The organism is Bacillus sp. LR_5 (assembly GCF_042709275.1).
This window is the reverse complement of the sequence record NZ_JAVAXX010000027.1, coordinates 1-15741: the sequence shown is the minus strand read 5'-3', so window position 1 is coordinate 15741 and position 15741 is coordinate 1. Positions and strand designations below refer to the sequence as shown.

The following is a 15741-nucleotide window of genomic DNA, read 5'->3' as shown; positions in this document are numbered from 1 at the left end:
GATGAACTATAAAACACTTGCAGCATTTCCGGAGAATTTTTTGTGGGGGGCATCGACTTCTGCCTATCAAGTTGAAGGCGCGTGGAACGAAGACGGAAAAGGCCCGTCAGTGATTGACGCACGTGACAGCTATCCTGAGGGAACGACTGATTTTAAAGTCGCCAGCGACCATTACCATCGCTATAAAGAAGACGTTGCCTTGTTTGCTGAAATGGGCTTTAAAGCGTACCGGTTTTCTATCGCATGGACGCGGATTATTCCTGATGGCGACGGAGACATCAATCAAAAGGGAATTGAGTTTTACAGCAATCTGATTGATGAGTTGCTCAAATATAAGATTGAGCCGATCGTCACGATGTATCACTTTGATCTGCCGAATGCTCTGCAGAAAAAAGGCGGCTGGTCGCAAAGAGCCACAATAGATGCGTTTGAACGGTATTCCAAAGTGTTGTTTGAGCACTTCGGCGACCGCGTGAAGTACTGGCTGACCATCAACGAACAAAACATGATGATCCTTCACGGAAGCGCTTTAGGTACACTTGATCCGAATCTTAAAAATCCGAAAAAAGAGCTGTATCAGCAAAACCACCACATGCTGGTGGCGCAGGCAAAAGCCATGAACCTCTGCCACGACATGCTGCCGGGCGCAAAAATCGGCCCTGCTCCGAATATCGCGCTCATCTACCCGGCGTCTTCTAAACCGGAGGATATTGTGGCGGCTTTTAACTATAATGCGATTCGGAACTGGCTCTATTTAGACATGGCAGTTCATGGGCGCTACAATACGACGGCGTGGGCTTATATGAAAGAAAAAGGCTATACGCCAGTTATTGAAGATGGTGACATGGAGATTCTGCAATCCGCGAAACCTGATTTTATCGCCTTTAACTACTATACCTCTCAAACAGCGGCAGCGAGCCAAGGCGACGGATCGGACGAAGTGGCGCGCGGAGGTGACCAGCATTTGAAAACGGGAGAAGCTGGCGTCTACCGCGGAAGCAGCAACCCGCATTTGAAGAAAAATGACTTCGGCTGGGAGATTGATCCGGTCGGTTTCCGCTCCACGCTAAGAGAAATCTATGACCGTTACCAGCTGCCACTGATCATCACAGAAAACGGGCTTGGCGCCTTCGATCAACTAGAAGAAAACGATACGGTCAATGACGATTACCGCATTGATTATTTAAAACAGCACATCGAACAAATTCAGTGGGCCATCACAGACGGCGTCGATGTGTTCGGCTACTCCCCATGGTCAGCCATTGACTTGATTTCTACACACCAAGGCTGCTCGAAACGCTACGGCTTCATTTACGTCAACCGTGATGAATTTGATCTGAAGGATCTGCGCCGTATCCGGAAGAAAAGCTTTTATTGGTATAAAGAGCTGATTGCTTCAAATGGTGAAATTTCGAATGAGTAGTTAAATATATACAAATTATGAACATTGAGTCATAAATGTAAACTGGTTGGAGTTTCCTGCCGATATGTACAGTATAAAACCTGGAAGGAGTTTGTATATGAAGAACAAAAAAATATTTTCATTACCCCTATTGTGTGTTGTCTTGATTGTGGCCTTTAGCTTTTGTCTGAATTCAAATGCTGCTGCAGCGCAAAATGTGCCAAAAGAGAAAGCAATCACGAAACAGCAGGAAACATTGAAAAACCATAAGGAAATGGAGGATGTTTCTTTAAAGCAAGCAGATGCAGGGAGCCTTAAAAAGGATAAAAAAGCAGCAACAATAAAAGTGAAGAAGCCTGCCAATGAGAATGTTTTTAAAACAACTTCCATGTACAACTCCGAAGACCAAGTATTCGATACTTCATCTGTACTTAACGATAATAACCCTGACGATATGTATTTCTTCAGCACTGCGTCAGATCGAACTCTGATCACACGGATTTTGTCTGGCAACAGTCAGTACTATTTAAAACTGTATGTTGTCAATTGGGATACGGGTGAAGCACAGCCGACTAATATTACAATGGATGCGGGGAACTTAGTGCTTTTAAAAGAGCTTCCGGCCGGCGATTATATGATTCGGGTCTATTCTGAAGGAACGCTGGGAGATTCATACAACATTCAGTTAAATGCAAAAAACCCTTCAAATTACACAAGTGTGAAGTCGATCACCTCTAATTTGCAAGCCTTTGTTGCTGAGTACGCAGACGGTTCTGTCTATGCAAACGGAACATTGTTGTACAATACCAGCACAAAAACATCTTCATTAAGCTGGGAAAGAGAATATTATTTTTCGTATGGCGGCGGGTATAATCAGCGCACCCATTCTATTTCCGATGTGAAGGTGAAAAATGTTTCTGATCCTGTTACTTATCGTTCAAGTTATGCGAGCTCAAATGCGGCAGTGATGGTTTACTTAGATACAGGGACGCTGTTTATGCATCATGTATCAGCGTATCAATCAGGGGTAGGTTACGATGACTCTTTTCTTGATACATTAGGCAAAAAAACACCTAGAAGACTTGATGCAGATGATCAAAACTATGGTGATCACATTTTAATCGTTGATGTAAAAACCGGCAAAGCAATCGACTTTTTCAGTGTTTTAAATTACTACTATGCATCAGGCGTTGAAAGCTTGCCAGTCATTTCGTATATTCAATAAGAATTCACTTAGGCTATTTCATTACAATGAAATAGCCTATTTTAATTGGCTAGCGGAATGACTAGAGTTTTTTAACTCTTCAAAAATGTTATCTTGCTTATCAGGTTCAGGCCGATTCATTGTATTTGCAGCAGGAACATTCATCATTTTCTTAAAATCACCCATGGTTAGCGGCTTCTTGTCATCATGTAATTCATATCCTAATTGGCCGTTTGCCTCAATCGTTGCATTCTTAACGTCCTTTATGCTGGAGATTCCGTGAAGCCTCATTCGCATTTCAAGCTGATCAACTGTCAGCCTCAATTTTTTCATATTTTCTATATTGAGTTTGCCATCTTCAATGACTAACTTTGCTTTGCCTGTTATGAACTTTTCCATCCAATTGGCTTTTATCTGGAACCATTCCATGAGTATTAGCGCCAGAGTAAAAATACTGGCTGCCACAAGGGTTTTCCATAAACTTGTCTCTATAATCGGCTGGACAATAATTGTTCCAATTGAAATCATCACCACAGTTTGTGCTAACGTCATTTGAGAGATCGATTTTCTGCCAGAAATTCTGAGCAATATAATGCCGGATATAATTAAAATGAGTGCTTCCCAAGCAAAATTCATGCAATCACCTTTTTGTGTTGATTTTTCCATAGTATGATCTTGGGTTTTCGGATTATACAGAACAAAAGGATTTCCGCCAGCGGAAATCCTCTTCTCATTAAAACGAAATAATCCCAATCAAAAGCGCCGCAATCGTCATCACAATCGTTGTCCCCACTGCCCATTTGATGGTGAATTTTTGATGATCGCCAAAGCTGACGCCTGCCATTCCAACCAATAGATAGGTGGAAGGCACAAGCGGACTTAGAAGATGCACTGGCTGTCCCAGCAGGGAGGCCCTTCCGATTTCAGCGGCATCTATTCCGTAAGCGGATGCGGCTTCGGCGATGATGGGCAGGACACCAAAGTAAAAGGCGTCATTTGACATGAAAAAGGTGAATGGCATGCTGACGATGGCGGTGATCAATGGCAGGTGCGGGCCCATGGCATCAGGGATAAGTGAAACGAGAGAATGCGCCATCGCATCCACCATTTTTGTGCCGGAGAGAATGCCTGTGAATATGCCTGCCGCAAACACCATCGAGACAACGTTTAACGCATTTCCCGCATGCGCCGATATCCGTTTCTGCTGCTCTTTGACATTTGGATAGTTGACCATCAAGGCAATGGCGAACGCGGTCATAAAAAGAACAGGGAGCGGCAGCAGGCTGGTGATCAGAGCGGCCATCAGAGCAACAGTCAGCAGCAGATTAAACCATTGGAGGGCGGGACGCTTGAGCGGCGCTGCCTCCGGATCAGAGGACGGTGCGTGTTCAATCGAAATGACGCCGAGACGCTTCCGCTCTTTTTTTCCAAGGAAATAAGCAACGGCGATCACCCAGAGAATGCCGGCGATCATAGCGGGAATCAGCGGCGTGAAGACCTCCGACGTGTCCAATTTTAAGGAAGCCAAAACCCTCGCCGTCGGTCCGCCCCACGGTATAATGTTCATGACCCCGGAACCGAGCATCGCAATTCCCGCTAGCACCAAACGGTTCATGCCGAGCCGTTTGTACAGAGGCAGCATCGCCGCAATGGTAATCATATAGGTTGTTGTCCCATCTCCGTCCAGCGAGATGGTCATCGTCAGAACCGCTGTGCCGAGGGCAATTTTTAACGGATCTCCTTTGACAAGAGATAAAATTTTTGCGATGAGAGGATCAAACAAACCTGAGTCAATCATAATGCCGAAATACAGGATGGCGAATAACAGCATGATACCGGTAGGAGCGAGGTCTGTAACGCCCTGAATCATCATCTCGCCGAGATCTTTGCCAAATCCGCTGATCAGGGCAAACACAACAGGAACGACAATTAAAGCAATAAGAGCGGAAAGCCGGTTAGACATAATAAGGTACATGAAGACAATAATCATCACAAAACCGAGTATGGCAAGCACGATATGACCTCCCCCATTCAATAGCATATTTTTTTGGTAAGCGCTTCCACTTTTTCTTTCTGAAAAGAAGGCTTATTTCAAATATGTATGACCACATATGTATATGTAGACCTAAAATCCTATTGAGCGGATTAGCAGTTTATATGAAGGATGCCACGGGTAAATGTGCTGTAGAATGTTTCGTTTGAAAAGGGGGAGCAGACATGAATGATGATCAAAACAAACGTGTAAATGAACACGCAAAGGACGAGCAGCTTGAGCAGTACAGGGCCGATAACAGCGGGAAGAAAATGACGACAAACCAAGGCGTGCGGGTGTCAGAGGATGAGCACTCGTTAAAGGCCGGGGTCCGGGGCCCGACGCTGATGGAGGATTTTCACTTCCGGGAGAAAATGACGCACTTTGACCATGAGAGGATTCCGGAGCGTGTTGTGCATGCGCGCGGGTATGGCGTGCATGGTTTTTTTCAGGTCTACGAACCGATGACCGAGTATACACGGGCCAAATTTCTTCAGGACCCTTCGGTGAAGACGCCGGTATTTGTCCGGTTTTCTACAGTCGCGGGTTCTAAAGGCTCCGCAGACACGGTGCGGGATGCCAGAGGCTTTGCGACGAAATTTTATACTGAAGAAGGAAACTATGATCTTGTGGGAAATAATATCCCAGTGTTTTTCATTCAGGATGCGATCAAATTTCCGGATCTGGTTCACGCGTTTAAGCCTGAACCTCATAATGAAATGCCCCAAGCCGCGACTGCTCATGATACGTTTTGGGATTTTGTCGCCAATAACCCTGAGTCGGCACATATGGTGATGTGGACGATGTCTGACAGAGGCATCCCTCGCAGCTACAGAATGATGGAAGGTTTTGGCGTTCACACGTTTCGTTTTGTCAATGAACAAGGAAAGGCACGTTTCGTGAAATTCCACTGGAAACCTGTGCTCGGCGTGCATTCTCTTGTATGGGATGAAGCGCAGAAAATTGCCGGGAAAGATCCCGATTTCCACCGCCGCGACTTGTGGGAAACGATTGAAAACGGCGGCACGGTTGAATATGAGCTCGGCGTGCAGATGATTGATGAAGAAGACGAATTCAAATTTGATTTTGATATTCTTGACCCAACCAAGCTATGGCCGGAAGAGCTTGTACCGGTGAAAGTCATTGGGAAAATGACGCTGAACCGCAACCAGGATAATGTATTTGCGGAAACAGAGCAAGTCGCATTCCACCCGGGAAATGTTGTGCCAGGCATCGATTTTACAAATGATCCGCTATTGCAGGGACGGCTTTTCTCTTATACCGACACACAGCTCATCCGTCTTGGCGGCCCGAACTTCCATGAGATTCCGATTAACCGGCCGGTATGTCCATTCCATAACAACCAATACGACGGCTATCACCGGATGACAATTAATAAAGGGCCGGTCGCTTATCATAAAAACTCTCTGCAAAACAATGACCCGTCGCCTGCGACAGCTGAAGAAGGCGGCTACGTCCACTATCAGGAGAAAGTCGAGGGCAAAAAAATCCGCCAGCGGAGCGACAGCTTCAACGATTATTACTCACAGGCGAAGCTTTTCTGGAACAGCATGTCTCCTGTCGAAAAACAGCATATCATCTCTGCTTTCTGCTTCGAGGTCGGAAAGGTCAAAAGCAAGGACGTGCAGCGGCAGGTTGTTGACGTCTTCAGCAATGTCGATACAGGCTTAGCGGAAGAAATCGCCAATGGAGTAGGTGTGGCGCCGCCGGCGAAACGAAAAGCATCAAAAGAAATTCTTACCTCACCTGCGTTAAGCCAGGCCCGCACTGTGAAAACAGCGTCAACGAGAAAAGTCGCCGTTCTCGCCGGAAACGGATTTCATGAAGAAGAGCTGCAAACAGTGCTGAACGCCTTAGAGCATGAAGGGATCACAGCAGATATCATCAGCCAAACGCTGGGGTACATCACAAGCGGCATCGGACAGCAGCTTGAGGCCAGCGGCACGTTCCTGACGGCTGATTCAGTTCTGTATGATTCCGTCTATGCCGCAGGAGGACCAGAGTTAAAAGACAACAAACAAGCGATGTCATTTATCAGAGAAGCCTATAATCACTATAAGGCGATCGGTGCGGCAAATGAAGGAATTGATCTTCTTCAATCCTCTGTCGGGACAACAGAAGGCCCGGGCATCGTGACTGCTAAAGATGAAGCTGACTACACCGCCTTCAGCAAGGCGTTTATTGAGGCGGTCGCCGCTCACCGCCATTGGGATAGACGAATTTGATCCGCTCCTGTATCTTAAAGGAAGATACTTTTCATAAGGAGCATGACAGATGAACGAAAAACAGCTCGCTGAAGCTTACGAACGCGATGAAAATATGATGATTTTGGTGTTTGCCCAATGGTGCGTGAACCATGATCTTGATCCGCTGGAGCTGTACGCCAAAGCGTATCCGCAGCAAAAGCTCAATGAAAGCTTGAAAAAAACCATGGACGAACTGGTCGTGCCGAAACACGAATCAGAGCACATTCCGGACCAGGCCGTCATTGCGGTATTAGAAATGTTTGGAAATATAGATTTGGCCCAAGCGGTTCACGAAGCCATTGCTGAGCGTAAACAATAAAAGGAGACATGTGTTGTCTCTTTTTTTATTGGGGAAATCGAGCTGTTAGACCTAGAAACTTCTTTTGATTTTATCAGTCTATAAAAGTGTGTATTGCTTAAAAGAGGGAATGATAAGCAACGACATCAAAGGAGGAGATCGTATGAAATGGAATCACATGCTGAAAGCCGCGGGGATTGCTGTTTTGCTTTTTTCTGTATTGGCATATGCAGCCCCATCTTTAAAAGCGGTTCAAGCGAAAACACCGACTGTCAGCAGCCATACGTACAAAAAGATCAAGGAGCTAAAGTATCCTCAGGTGCATCACATCGGGAATGCCGCGTTTGAAAAGAAAATCAATCAAGAGCTGAAAGCCTACATTGAACAATCATATCAGGAATACCTGAAAAACAAAAAAGCAGGCGAACAGCAGGGATTCAAAGCGGAATACCAAACATCCTTCAGCGTCAAATACAATGCGGCGGGCAAGCTCAGCATTCAAACACTCAATTATATATATTCAGGCGGCGCCCATGGTTTAACGTCTGTTCAGTCCTTCAACTATGACTTGAAAACACAAAAGCGGGTGACACTGAACCAGATTCTGAATACCAAAACAAAAGTCAGCAAAACGCAAGATTATCTGTATAGCTATATCAAAAAACACGATGAGCTGTTTTTCCCTGATGTAAAGAAAGAGGATATTACCCTTAATCAAGACACAACGTTTTACTTTACGAAAAACGGAATCGCCATCGTCTTCGGGCAGTATGACTTAGGACCATATGCAGCCGGAATCCGGGATGTGCAGGTGCCTTCCTCTATTTATCAATAATCAAAAGAGCCATATCCGCAAAGGGATATGGCTCAATGTTTCTACCATACAAACAGGCCGACAATCGCAGCACTCAGTAAAGATACCGCAATTCCGCTGACAAGCAATTTCCACACGTTTTTCCCGATGACCGTTGACTTTTCGCCGTCAAGGATCGAGTTGTACGTTCCGTAAATCATGCCGACTGTACTGAAGTTGGCAAATGACGTCAGGAATGTCGTCGCCACTGCAACTGTGTGAGGCGGAAGTGATTTGAGATTGTTTTTCAAGTCAAGCATCGCAACAAACTCGTTCGTTGCCAATTTCATGCCCATCAGTTGAGCAACATACATTGCATCATGTACTGGGAGCCCAAGCAGGAAAGCGAACGGACTGAAGAGGTAAGCGAAAATTGTCTGGATGGTCAGGCCGTGTACGAAAACGCCAAGAATGCCATTGACTGCAGACGTTAATGCGACATATCCGATCACCATTGCCAAAATAACGATAACCATGTTCATGCCGACAAGCATACTGTTAGAAATCGTAGAGAAAAAGTCTTTCTTCTCTTCTTTAGGCGGTGTATAGATGATATCTTCATCCTCCGGCACATGAACAGGGTTCAGCAGGTTTGCGATAATCAGCGCGTTTAAGCAGTTCAACGGAATCGCTGTAAACACGTATGTCGCCGGCACCATTGACAGGTAAGATCCAATAATGGAGCCGCTGATGCTGCTCATGCTCATTAAGCCGAATGTAAGCAGGCGGTTGTTATTTAATACCGTAAGCTGCTGGCGGATGACCGCAAGTGCTTCAGTATTTCCCAAGAACATCATTTGAATAGAGAAAAAGCTTTCTAATTTCGGCAAGCGGGAAGCCTTTGAAATCACCCATCCGATTTTATCAATCAGCCAAGGCAAAATGCCGAAATATGTTAAAATATCAAAGAATGTGACGATAAAGATAATTGGAAGAAGTGCACTAAAGAAAAAGTCTACTGTTTCATTCGCCATGACTGACGGGAAGGCAAACGCGATACCGTCACTGGCGCAAGCAATCAGCCAAGTGAAGAAATCACCAATTTTACCGATGGCCCAGCTCCCGACTTTTGTTCCCAGCATAAACCAAGTAATCAGCAATTCCAGAACAATTAACGTAATGATCGGGCGCCACTTGATTTTCTTTTTCTGCGGAGAACATAGGAATACAACTGCCATAATCACAATGAGACCGACAAGGTTTAATAAAAAGTACATGATAGCAACTCCTATGAGGTTTATTATGGAAACAAAAAAAGCCCCTATCCTTCACAAATTCTGGAAGTGCAGAAAGTGTGAAAAATAAGAGCAAACAGAAAAGAACTTGTCCTTTTCAACTCGTTCAAATTTATTCAAACTTTCTTGTAGTCTAGTTTTTTACGGTTACTAGGTAGAAACAATCAGACCATATTACTGATCATATACAAGAATGTCTTTTTTCTAAGATGATAGCAGTATTTTATCCTTTCACTTTTTGAAAATCAACCTTTTTAACTATTTTCACAATAATAAAATTTATATTCTAAAATGAGAAAATAAAGGAAAAACATGCTGGATTGCTATGCTGATATGATGTTGGCGGGATACCAGCATGTCAGTACTGATTTTTCTTCACTATAAGGTTCCAGCTCCTGGAGATTTGTTGTATGATGGAAATGGGGAAACCCATACAGCAGAAAGGGAGTTTTTTTCATGATTATCCAATTCATTCGTTATAGATAATGACAGGTGTAGACAAACTGCCAGACCTGGCCAATTTTTGAGATAGGCCTAGGTTTATTTGTCTATGCCTTTTTCATTTATCTAAAAATGAATGAATGGGGTGTTTTTTATCATGAAGCGAACAGTTGATTTCAGCATGTTTCGATGCCCGCTCTGCGATTCTTCTATGGATGCGGCATCAGGGAAAAGCTTGATTTGTACAGAACGAGGACATACATTTGATCTATCTCGGCACGGCTACGTGAACTTTCTGACGAAGCCGGTCAAAACCAGTTACGGTGCCGAGCTTTTTGAAGCGAGGAGCAGGCTGATTGGAGAATGTGGTTTTTTTGACCCGCTCCATGATGCGATTGCAGAACTCATCAGTCATCCCAAATCTGGTCATGAGGCATTCACCATCCTGGACAGCGGTTGCGGTGAGGGTTCTCATTTGAATGCGCTTTGCGGGTTTGATTATGCAGGGAAAGCAGCGATAGGATCCGGCATAGATCTTTCGAAGGATGGGATCTTAAAAGCTTCTAAGGCATTCAAAGATCAGATGTGGGCGGTTGCCGATGTGGCGCATGCTCCTTTTCATGATCGCCAATTTGATGTTGTTCTGTCTATTTTTTCGCCGTCCAATTATGCAGAGTTTCATAGACTGCTGAAGAATGATGGCATGCTCGTAAAAGTAGTGCCGCGAAGCGACTATTTAATAGAATTAAGGCAATTTTTATATAATGATTCACCAAGGCGCACGTATTCCAATGCGGCAGCTGTTGAGCGTTTTACAGCAAATGCAGCACACAGCCGTCCTTTCAGGCTGCGCTATGTTAAAACGCTTGACCAGCAGGCGATCCACTGGCTTCTCAAGATGACGCCGCTTGCCTGGTCGGCGCCGAAAGATCGAGTCAGCCTCCTGAAAGAGATGAAATCAGCCGATATTACGGTTGATGTTGATATCCTAATAGGAATGAAATGAATGGCAGAGGAAAGCTCCGAAAAAAGGAGCTTTCCTTTTTTAATCGGAATAGTTGGCCCACGCTTCTCGTACATATGGAAAGGGGACGGAAACAGCCGATGCGGACAGGTTTATGTAAACGCTTTCTGATTCGCGGAAACGGGGGATGTGTGTGTGGAACTGATCATCATTCTATTGGCGTTAGGTTTGCTGATGTTTACGGCGTATCGGGGATTTTCTGTCATATTGTTTGCGCCGATTTGCGCGTTATTCGCGGTGCTGCTGACAGATCCAAGCCATGTGCTTCCTTTTTTCTCATCAATTTTTATGGAGAAGATGGCGGGTTTTATTAAATTGTATTTCCCAGTGTTTTTGCTCGGTGCCATTTTTGGAAAGGTCGTTGAAATGGCCGGGCTTGCGGCAACAATCGCGAAAACAATTGTCCGGCTTGTCGGGGCAAAAAGAGCGATACTTGCCATTGTGTTGATGGGTGCTGTCTTGACGTACAGCGGTGTCAGCCTGTTCGTTGTCGTATTTGCCGTATATCCTTTTGCGAAAAACATGTTCCAAGAAGCAAACATACCAAAACGCCTCATCCCGGGAACGATTGCTTTAGGGGCTTTTACGTTTACGATGGACGCACTTCCGGGAACGCCGCAAATCCAAAATGTCATTCCGACGTCGTTTTTCAAAACAGACATTTATGCCGCCCCTTGGCTGGGCTTGATGGACGCAGTGATTGTGCTGGCAGCTGGGATGCTCTATTTGGAATCAAGGCGGAAAAAAGCGCAGGCATCTGGCGAAGGCTATGGCGGTTTTGATTCGCAGAATGCTCCTGCTCCTGAATCGATTGAGTCCGCGGCTGAACCGGACAAAAGCCCGATTCGGCACGCGCTTGCCTTTGTCCCGCTTATTCTCGTCGGTGCAGTGAATAAATATTTTACCATTTACCTGCCAAAGTGGTATCCGAATGGATTTGATTTTTCTTCCATAGGATTAAAGGAGTTCGGCAGGCTTGATATTTCTTCAGCAGCTGCTATTTGGTCGGTGGAGATTGCTTTAGTGATTGGCATCATCACAACGATTTTATTTGATTGGAGAAGTGTGTTTGCCCAATTGAAGGAAGGGCTGAATGAAGGAATTGGCGGCGCCTTGCTGGCATCTATGAATACGGGTGCCGAGTACGGGTTCGGCGGCATTATCGCCGCGCTGCCGGGGTTTCATAAGCTGAGCAGCGGAATTTCACATACTTTTACCGATCCGCTTGTAAATGGCGCCGTTACGACAACTGCGCTGGCGGGAATCACCGGCTCGGCTTCAGGAGGAATGGGCATTGCGTTAAGCGCGATGTCAGAACAATACTTACAAGCGATTCAGGCTTACAATATTCCGCCAGAGGTGATGCATCGGGTCATTTCAATGGCATCAGGCGGGATGGATACACTGCCGCATAATGGCGCCGTTATTACGCTTCTGGCCGTGACGGGTTTGACCCACCGGCAATCCTATCGCGATATTTTTGCGATCACGCTCATTAAAACGGCTGCCGTATTTGCTGTGATCGCGATTTACAGCCTGACTGGTCTAGTGTAGAAGAAAACGAAAGGGGCATCAATATGGGAAAAGTGCTGTCATCAAGCAAGGAAGCTGCGAAACTGATTCATGATGGGGATACGCTGATCGCGGGAGGGTTTGGGCTGTGCGGCATCCCTGAACAGCTCATTTTGTCTATAAGAGATCAGGGAGTAAAGGATTTAACCGTTGTCAGCAATAACTGCGGAGTCGATGACTGGGGGCTTGGTTTGCTTCTGGCTAACAAGCAAATCAAGAAAATGATCGCTTCCTATGTCGGTGAAAATAAAATTTTTGAGCGGCAGTTTTTAAGCGGAGAGCTTGAGGTCGAGCTTGTTCCCCAAGGAACGCTCGCTGAGAGAATTCGTGCAGGCGGTGCAGGCATACCGGGATTTTATACGGCGACAGGCGTCGGCACCTCCATAGCCGAGGGAAAAGAACATAAAACATTCGGCGGCCGGACTTATGTGCTGGAGCGAGGCATTACCGGCGATGTGGCGATTGTCAAAGCGTGGAAAGCGGACACCATGGGCAATTTGGTTTTTAGGAAAACGGCGAGAAATTTCAATCCCATTGCCGCCATGGCAGGCAAGATCACGATTGCCGAGGCGGAAGAAATCGTGGAAGCAGGAGAGCTCAATCCAGATCACATCCATACGCCGGGAATTTACGTACAACATGTCGTGCTTGGCGCGAGCCAAGAAAAACGGATTGAAAAACGAACAGTTCAGCAAGCATCGGGAAAGGGTGAGGCCAAGTGAAGGAAGCGAGAAAACGAATGGTCAAACGGGCTGTACAAGAAATCAAGGACGGCATGAATGTGAATCTCGGGATTGGCATGCCGACGCTTGTCGCAAATGAGATACCCGATGGCGTTCACGTCATGCTTCAGTCGGAAAACGGCTTGCTCGGAATCGGCCCCTATCCTCTGGAAGGAACGGAAGACGCGGATTTGATCAATGCGGGAAAGGAAACGATCACTGAAGTGACGGGCGCCTCTTATTTTGACAGCGCTGAGTCATTCGCGATGATAAGAGGCGGGCATATCGATTTGGCTATTCTCGGCGGAATGGAGGTTTCGGAGCAGGGGGATTTGGCCAATTGGATGATCCCGGGCAAAATGGTAAAAGGGATGGGCGGCGCCATGGATCTCGTCAACGGGGCGAAACGAATCGTTGTCATCATGGAGCACGTCAATAAGCATGGTGAATCAAAGGTGAAAAAAACATGCTCCCTTCCGCTGACAGGCCAGAAAGTCGTACACAGGCTGATTACGGATTTGGCTGTATTTGATTTTGTGAACGGCCGCATGACACTGACGGAGCTTCAGGATGGTGTCACAATTAAAGAGGTTTATGAAAAAACAGAAGCTGATTTCGCTGTAAGCCAGTCTGTACTCAATTCTTAATGGGAAGGTGTTTGACATGAGAAAACAAGTCGCTTTGGTGACAGGGGCTGCCGGCGGAATCGGATTCGAAATGGCAAGAGAATTCGCCCGTGAAGGCGCTAGCGTCATCGTTTCAGACCTCCGTCCGGAAGCATGTGAACAAGCAGCCTCCAAGCTTGCAGAAGAAGGCTTTGACGCGGCGGCCATTCCGTATGATGTGACAAAGGAAGCGCAAGTTGCTGATACGGTAAACGTCATCCAAAAACGATACGGCCGCTTGGATATTCTGGTGAACAATGCCGGTATTCAGCACGTCGCTCCGATTGAAGAGTTTCCGACAGACACCTTTGAACAGCTGATCAAGGTCATGCTGACGGCTCCCTTTATTGCAATGAAGCATGTTTTTCCGATCATGAAAAAACAGCAGTTTGGCAGAATCATTAATATTGCGTCTGTTAATGGATTAGTGGGCTTTGCAGGGAAATCCGCTTATAATAGCGCCAAGCACGGCGTCATTGGACTCACAAAAGTAGGGGCGCTGGAAGGCGCGCCCCACGGCATAACAGTCAATGCGCTCTGTCCGGGTTATGTCGATACCCAGCTTGTACGCAATCAGCTTAGCGATCTATCGAAAACTAGAAATGTCCCTTACGACTCTGTACTTGAACAAGTCATTTTTCCGCTTGTGCCGCAAAAGCGACTGCTTTCCGTCAAGGAAATTGCGGATTATGCCGTGTTTTTGGCAAGCGAGAAGGCGAAGGGCGTCACTGGGCAGGCTGTCGTCCTTGATGGGGGCTACACCGCACAATGACATAAAAAACACACTTGCTCCGCTAGGGAATCAAGTGTGTTTTTTTCTTTGCTTATTTCCAAACATCATTAGCGATCTCAACCACATGGCGGAGCTTCGCCCATTGCTGTTCTTCAGTCAGCTTGTTGCCTTCCTCAGTTGAAGCAAATCCGCATTGAGGGCTGAGGCAAAGCTGGTCTAAGCTTACATAACGGGATGCTTCTTCGATACGGCGTTTCACGTCATCCGGATTTTCAAGCTCACCGAATTTAGATGTCACTAAGCCAAGAACAAGCTGAAGATCAGACCGTTTTACATAACGGAGCGGCTCAAATCCGCCTGAGCGTGAATCATCATACTCTAAGAAAAGTCCGTCAAGATTCAAGCCGTCAAAAATGGTTTCGGCTGCTGCGTCATAGCCGCCTTCCGCTGTCCAAGTGGACTGGAAGTTGCCGCGGCAAATATGCATGGTTACCGTCAAGTCATCAGGGCGGTCTGCAATCGCGTCGTTAATGGATTTCGCAAACAGCTGGCGAAGCTCGTCAGGCGTTGTTCCGAACGCTTCGATTTGTTTTAAGCCTTTTTCAGATAAGAAAACGGCCCACGCTGTATCATCAAGCTGGAGGTAGCGGCAGCCTCTGTCATAAAACGCTTGAATCGCTTTTTTATATGCTTTGGATACATCATGCTGGAAAAGGTGATAATCTTTTTTATACGCATCCTTTTCCAGTTTTCCGCGGAAAAACAGCATATTCGGGCTTGGAATGGTCATCTTTGGCGTCGCGTCACCGGCAATGCTATGGAGAAATGAGTAATCTTCAAGCATTGGGTGAGTTGAAAAGTCGATATCGCCTGTGACTTTAATGCCGCGTGCTTTTGTCTGTACGTTATGGAATTGAATGCCTTGCTCAGGAGTAAACGGCTCAACGCCATCTAAGTTTTCCAGGAAATCAAAGTGCCACCATGCTCTGCGGAATTCACCGTCTGTCACGACGTTCAGGCCGGTTTCCTTCTGTTTTTCCACAATGCGGATGATTTCATCGTTTTCGATTTGGCGAAGCTGCGCAGCCGTAATTTCGCCGGCCGCTTTTTGCAGCCGCGCTTTTTTGACGGGCTCAGATCTCAGCAAGCTTCCGACTTGATCCGCGCGAAACGGCGGTTTTTTTCTTTGAAGTGATTTTTGTTCTGCGGGTGTTGTTTGTTGTGACATGTTGTCCATTCCTTCTTTCCATTCAAATATAAAAAAGCTCTTCCTTTGGATAAGGAAGAGCTTGC

General features: G+C 46.1%; 14 protein-coding genes and 1 riboswitch. Of the genes, 10 read left to right on the top strand and 4 right to left on the bottom strand.

Annotated features, from left to right (window positions below; translation table 11 throughout):
* Window position 1: 1 nt before the first annotated feature.
* Both RAC86_RS08640 and RAC86_RS08635 read left to right on the top strand, forming a co-directional pair.
* Window positions 2-1423 carry a glycoside hydrolase family 1 protein gene (locus RAC86_RS08640; protein WP_072565514.1) on the top strand — a complete coding sequence of 474 codons (1422 nt, stop codon included), beginning with the start codon at window positions 2-4 and terminating at the stop codon, window positions 1421-1423.
* Between the two features lie 97 nt (window positions 1424-1520).
* On the top strand, window positions 1521-2627 hold the full coding sequence (locus RAC86_RS08635) for a hypothetical protein (RefSeq protein WP_072565513.1): 1107 nt from the start codon (window positions 1521-1523) through the stop codon (window positions 2625-2627).
* Window positions 2628-2663: 36 nt separating this feature from the next.
* Here the strand turns inward: RAC86_RS08635 and RAC86_RS08630 are convergent, their stop codons facing one another.
* Together RAC86_RS08630 and citH are read right to left on the bottom strand one after the other, a co-directional pair.
* Entirely contained in the window at window positions 2664-3242 is a 579-nt protein-coding gene (locus tag RAC86_RS08630) for a DUF421 domain-containing protein (RefSeq protein ID WP_072566792.1), read from the bottom strand.
* 97 nt (window positions 3243-3339) lie between these two features.
* Entirely contained in the window at window positions 3340-4620 is a 1281-nt protein-coding gene (citH, locus tag RAC86_RS08625; protein WP_072565512.1) for a citrate transporter CitH, read from the bottom strand.
* 203 nt (window positions 4621-4823) lie between these two features.
* Between citH and RAC86_RS08620 the strand changes: the two genes are divergently transcribed.
* From RAC86_RS08620 to RAC86_RS08610, 3 genes are all read left to right on the top strand, one after another.
* Window positions 4824-6884, top strand: coding sequence for a catalase (locus tag RAC86_RS08620; RefSeq protein WP_072565511.1), 2061 nt, complete (start codon window positions 4824-4826; stop codon window positions 6882-6884).
* A gap of 49 nt (window positions 6885-6933) precedes the next feature.
* The gene (locus tag RAC86_RS08615; RefSeq protein ID WP_014115706.1) at window positions 6934-7224 is read left to right on the top strand and encodes a hypothetical protein; all 291 of its coding nucleotides are present in this window, start codon (window positions 6934-6936) and stop codon (window positions 7222-7224) included.
* Window positions 7225-7366: 142 nt separating this feature from the next.
* Window positions 7367-8038, top strand: a complete 672-nt coding sequence (locus RAC86_RS08610) for a DUF3298 and DUF4163 domain-containing protein (RefSeq protein WP_014115705.1) — start codon at window positions 7367-7369, stop codon at window positions 8036-8038.
* 41 nt (window positions 8039-8079) lie between these two features.
* On the opposite strand, the gene RAC86_RS08605 is transcribed toward RAC86_RS08610, so the two are convergent.
* Complete coding sequence (locus RAC86_RS08605; RefSeq protein ID WP_014115704.1) at window positions 8080-9273, bottom strand: NupC/NupG family nucleoside CNT transporter; 1194 nt, start codon at window positions 9271-9273, stop codon at window positions 8080-8082.
* 127 nt (window positions 9274-9400) lie between these two features.
* A riboswitch (purine riboswitch) is annotated at window positions 9401-9502 on the bottom strand.
* A 387-nt stretch (window positions 9503-9889) separates the two neighbouring features.
* On the opposite strand from RAC86_RS08605, the gene RAC86_RS08600 reads away from it, so the two are divergent.
* The 5 genes from RAC86_RS08600 to RAC86_RS08580 all read left to right on the top strand — a co-directional run bounded on the left by RAC86_RS08600 (window position 9890) and on the right by RAC86_RS08580 (window position 14487).
* Window positions 9890-10738 (top strand): methyltransferase domain-containing protein, encoded by an 849-nt coding sequence (locus RAC86_RS08600; RefSeq protein WP_015250893.1) that lies wholly within the window; start codon window positions 9890-9892, stop codon window positions 10736-10738.
* 153 nt (window positions 10739-10891) lie between these two features.
* Window positions 10892-12310: a GntP family permease gene (locus RAC86_RS08595; protein ID WP_088467445.1), complete on the top strand. Its 1419-nt coding sequence runs from the start codon at window positions 10892-10894 to the stop codon at window positions 12308-12310.
* Between the two features lie 23 nt (window positions 12311-12333).
* Window positions 12334-13050 carry a CoA transferase subunit A gene (locus RAC86_RS08590; protein WP_003227229.1) on the top strand — a complete coding sequence of 239 codons (717 nt, stop codon included), beginning with the start codon at window positions 12334-12336 and terminating at the stop codon, window positions 13048-13050.
* Complete coding sequence (locus RAC86_RS08585; protein WP_003227231.1) at window positions 13047-13697, top strand: CoA transferase subunit B; 651 nt, start codon at window positions 13047-13049, stop codon at window positions 13695-13697. The genes RAC86_RS08590 and RAC86_RS08585 overlap by 4 nt, the downstream gene beginning before the upstream one ends.
* A 16-nt stretch (window positions 13698-13713) precedes the next feature.
* Complete coding sequence (locus tag RAC86_RS08580; protein ID WP_029318623.1) at window positions 13714-14487, top strand: 3-hydroxybutyrate dehydrogenase; 774 nt, start codon at window positions 13714-13716, stop codon at window positions 14485-14487.
* Window positions 14488-14539: 52 nt separating this feature from the next.
* Here the strand turns inward: RAC86_RS08580 and RAC86_RS08575 are convergent, their stop codons facing one another.
* Window positions 14540-15676: a 5-methyltetrahydropteroyltriglutamate--homocysteine S-methyltransferase gene (locus RAC86_RS08575; RefSeq protein WP_015250894.1), complete on the bottom strand. Its 1137-nt coding sequence runs from the start codon at window positions 15674-15676 to the stop codon at window positions 14540-14542.
* Window positions 15677-15741 lie beyond the last annotated feature (65 nt).

Excerpts from the sequence above, each read along its gene's own strand:
- RAC86_RS08640 (WP_072565514.1), top strand. The coding sequence starts at position 2 with ATGAACTATAAAACACTTGCAGCATTTCCGGAGAATTTTTTGTGGGGG.
- RAC86_RS08635 (WP_072565513.1), top strand. The coding sequence starts at position 1,521 with ATGAAGAACAAAAAAATATTTTCATTACCCCTATTGTGTGTTGTCTTG.
- RAC86_RS08630 (WP_072566792.1), bottom strand. The coding sequence starts at position 3,242 with ATGAATTTTGCTTGGGAAGCACTCATTTTAATTATATCCGGCATTATA.
- RAC86_RS08620 (WP_072565511.1), top strand. The coding sequence starts at position 4,824 with ATGAATGATGATCAAAACAAACGTGTAAATGAACACGCAAAGGACGAG.
- RAC86_RS08615 (WP_014115706.1), top strand. The coding sequence starts at position 6,934 with ATGAACGAAAAACAGCTCGCTGAAGCTTACGAACGCGATGAAAATATG.
- RAC86_RS08610 (WP_014115705.1), top strand. The coding sequence starts at position 7,367 with ATGAAATGGAATCACATGCTGAAAGCCGCGGGGATTGCTGTTTTGCTT.
- RAC86_RS08605 (WP_014115704.1), bottom strand. The coding sequence starts at position 9,273 with ATGTACTTTTTATTAAACCTTGTCGGTCTCATTGTGATTATGGCAGTT.
- RAC86_RS08600 (WP_015250893.1), top strand. The coding sequence starts at position 9,890 with ATGAAGCGAACAGTTGATTTCAGCATGTTTCGATGCCCGCTCTGCGAT.
- RAC86_RS08590 (WP_003227229.1), top strand. The coding sequence starts at position 12,334 with ATGGGAAAAGTGCTGTCATCAAGCAAGGAAGCTGCGAAACTGATTCAT.
- RAC86_RS08580 (WP_029318623.1), top strand. The coding sequence starts at position 13,714 with ATGAGAAAACAAGTCGCTTTGGTGACAGGGGCTGCCGGCGGAATCGGA.
- RAC86_RS08575 (WP_015250894.1), bottom strand. The coding sequence starts at position 15,676 with ATGTCACAACAAACAACACCCGCAGAACAAAAATCACTTCAAAGAAAA.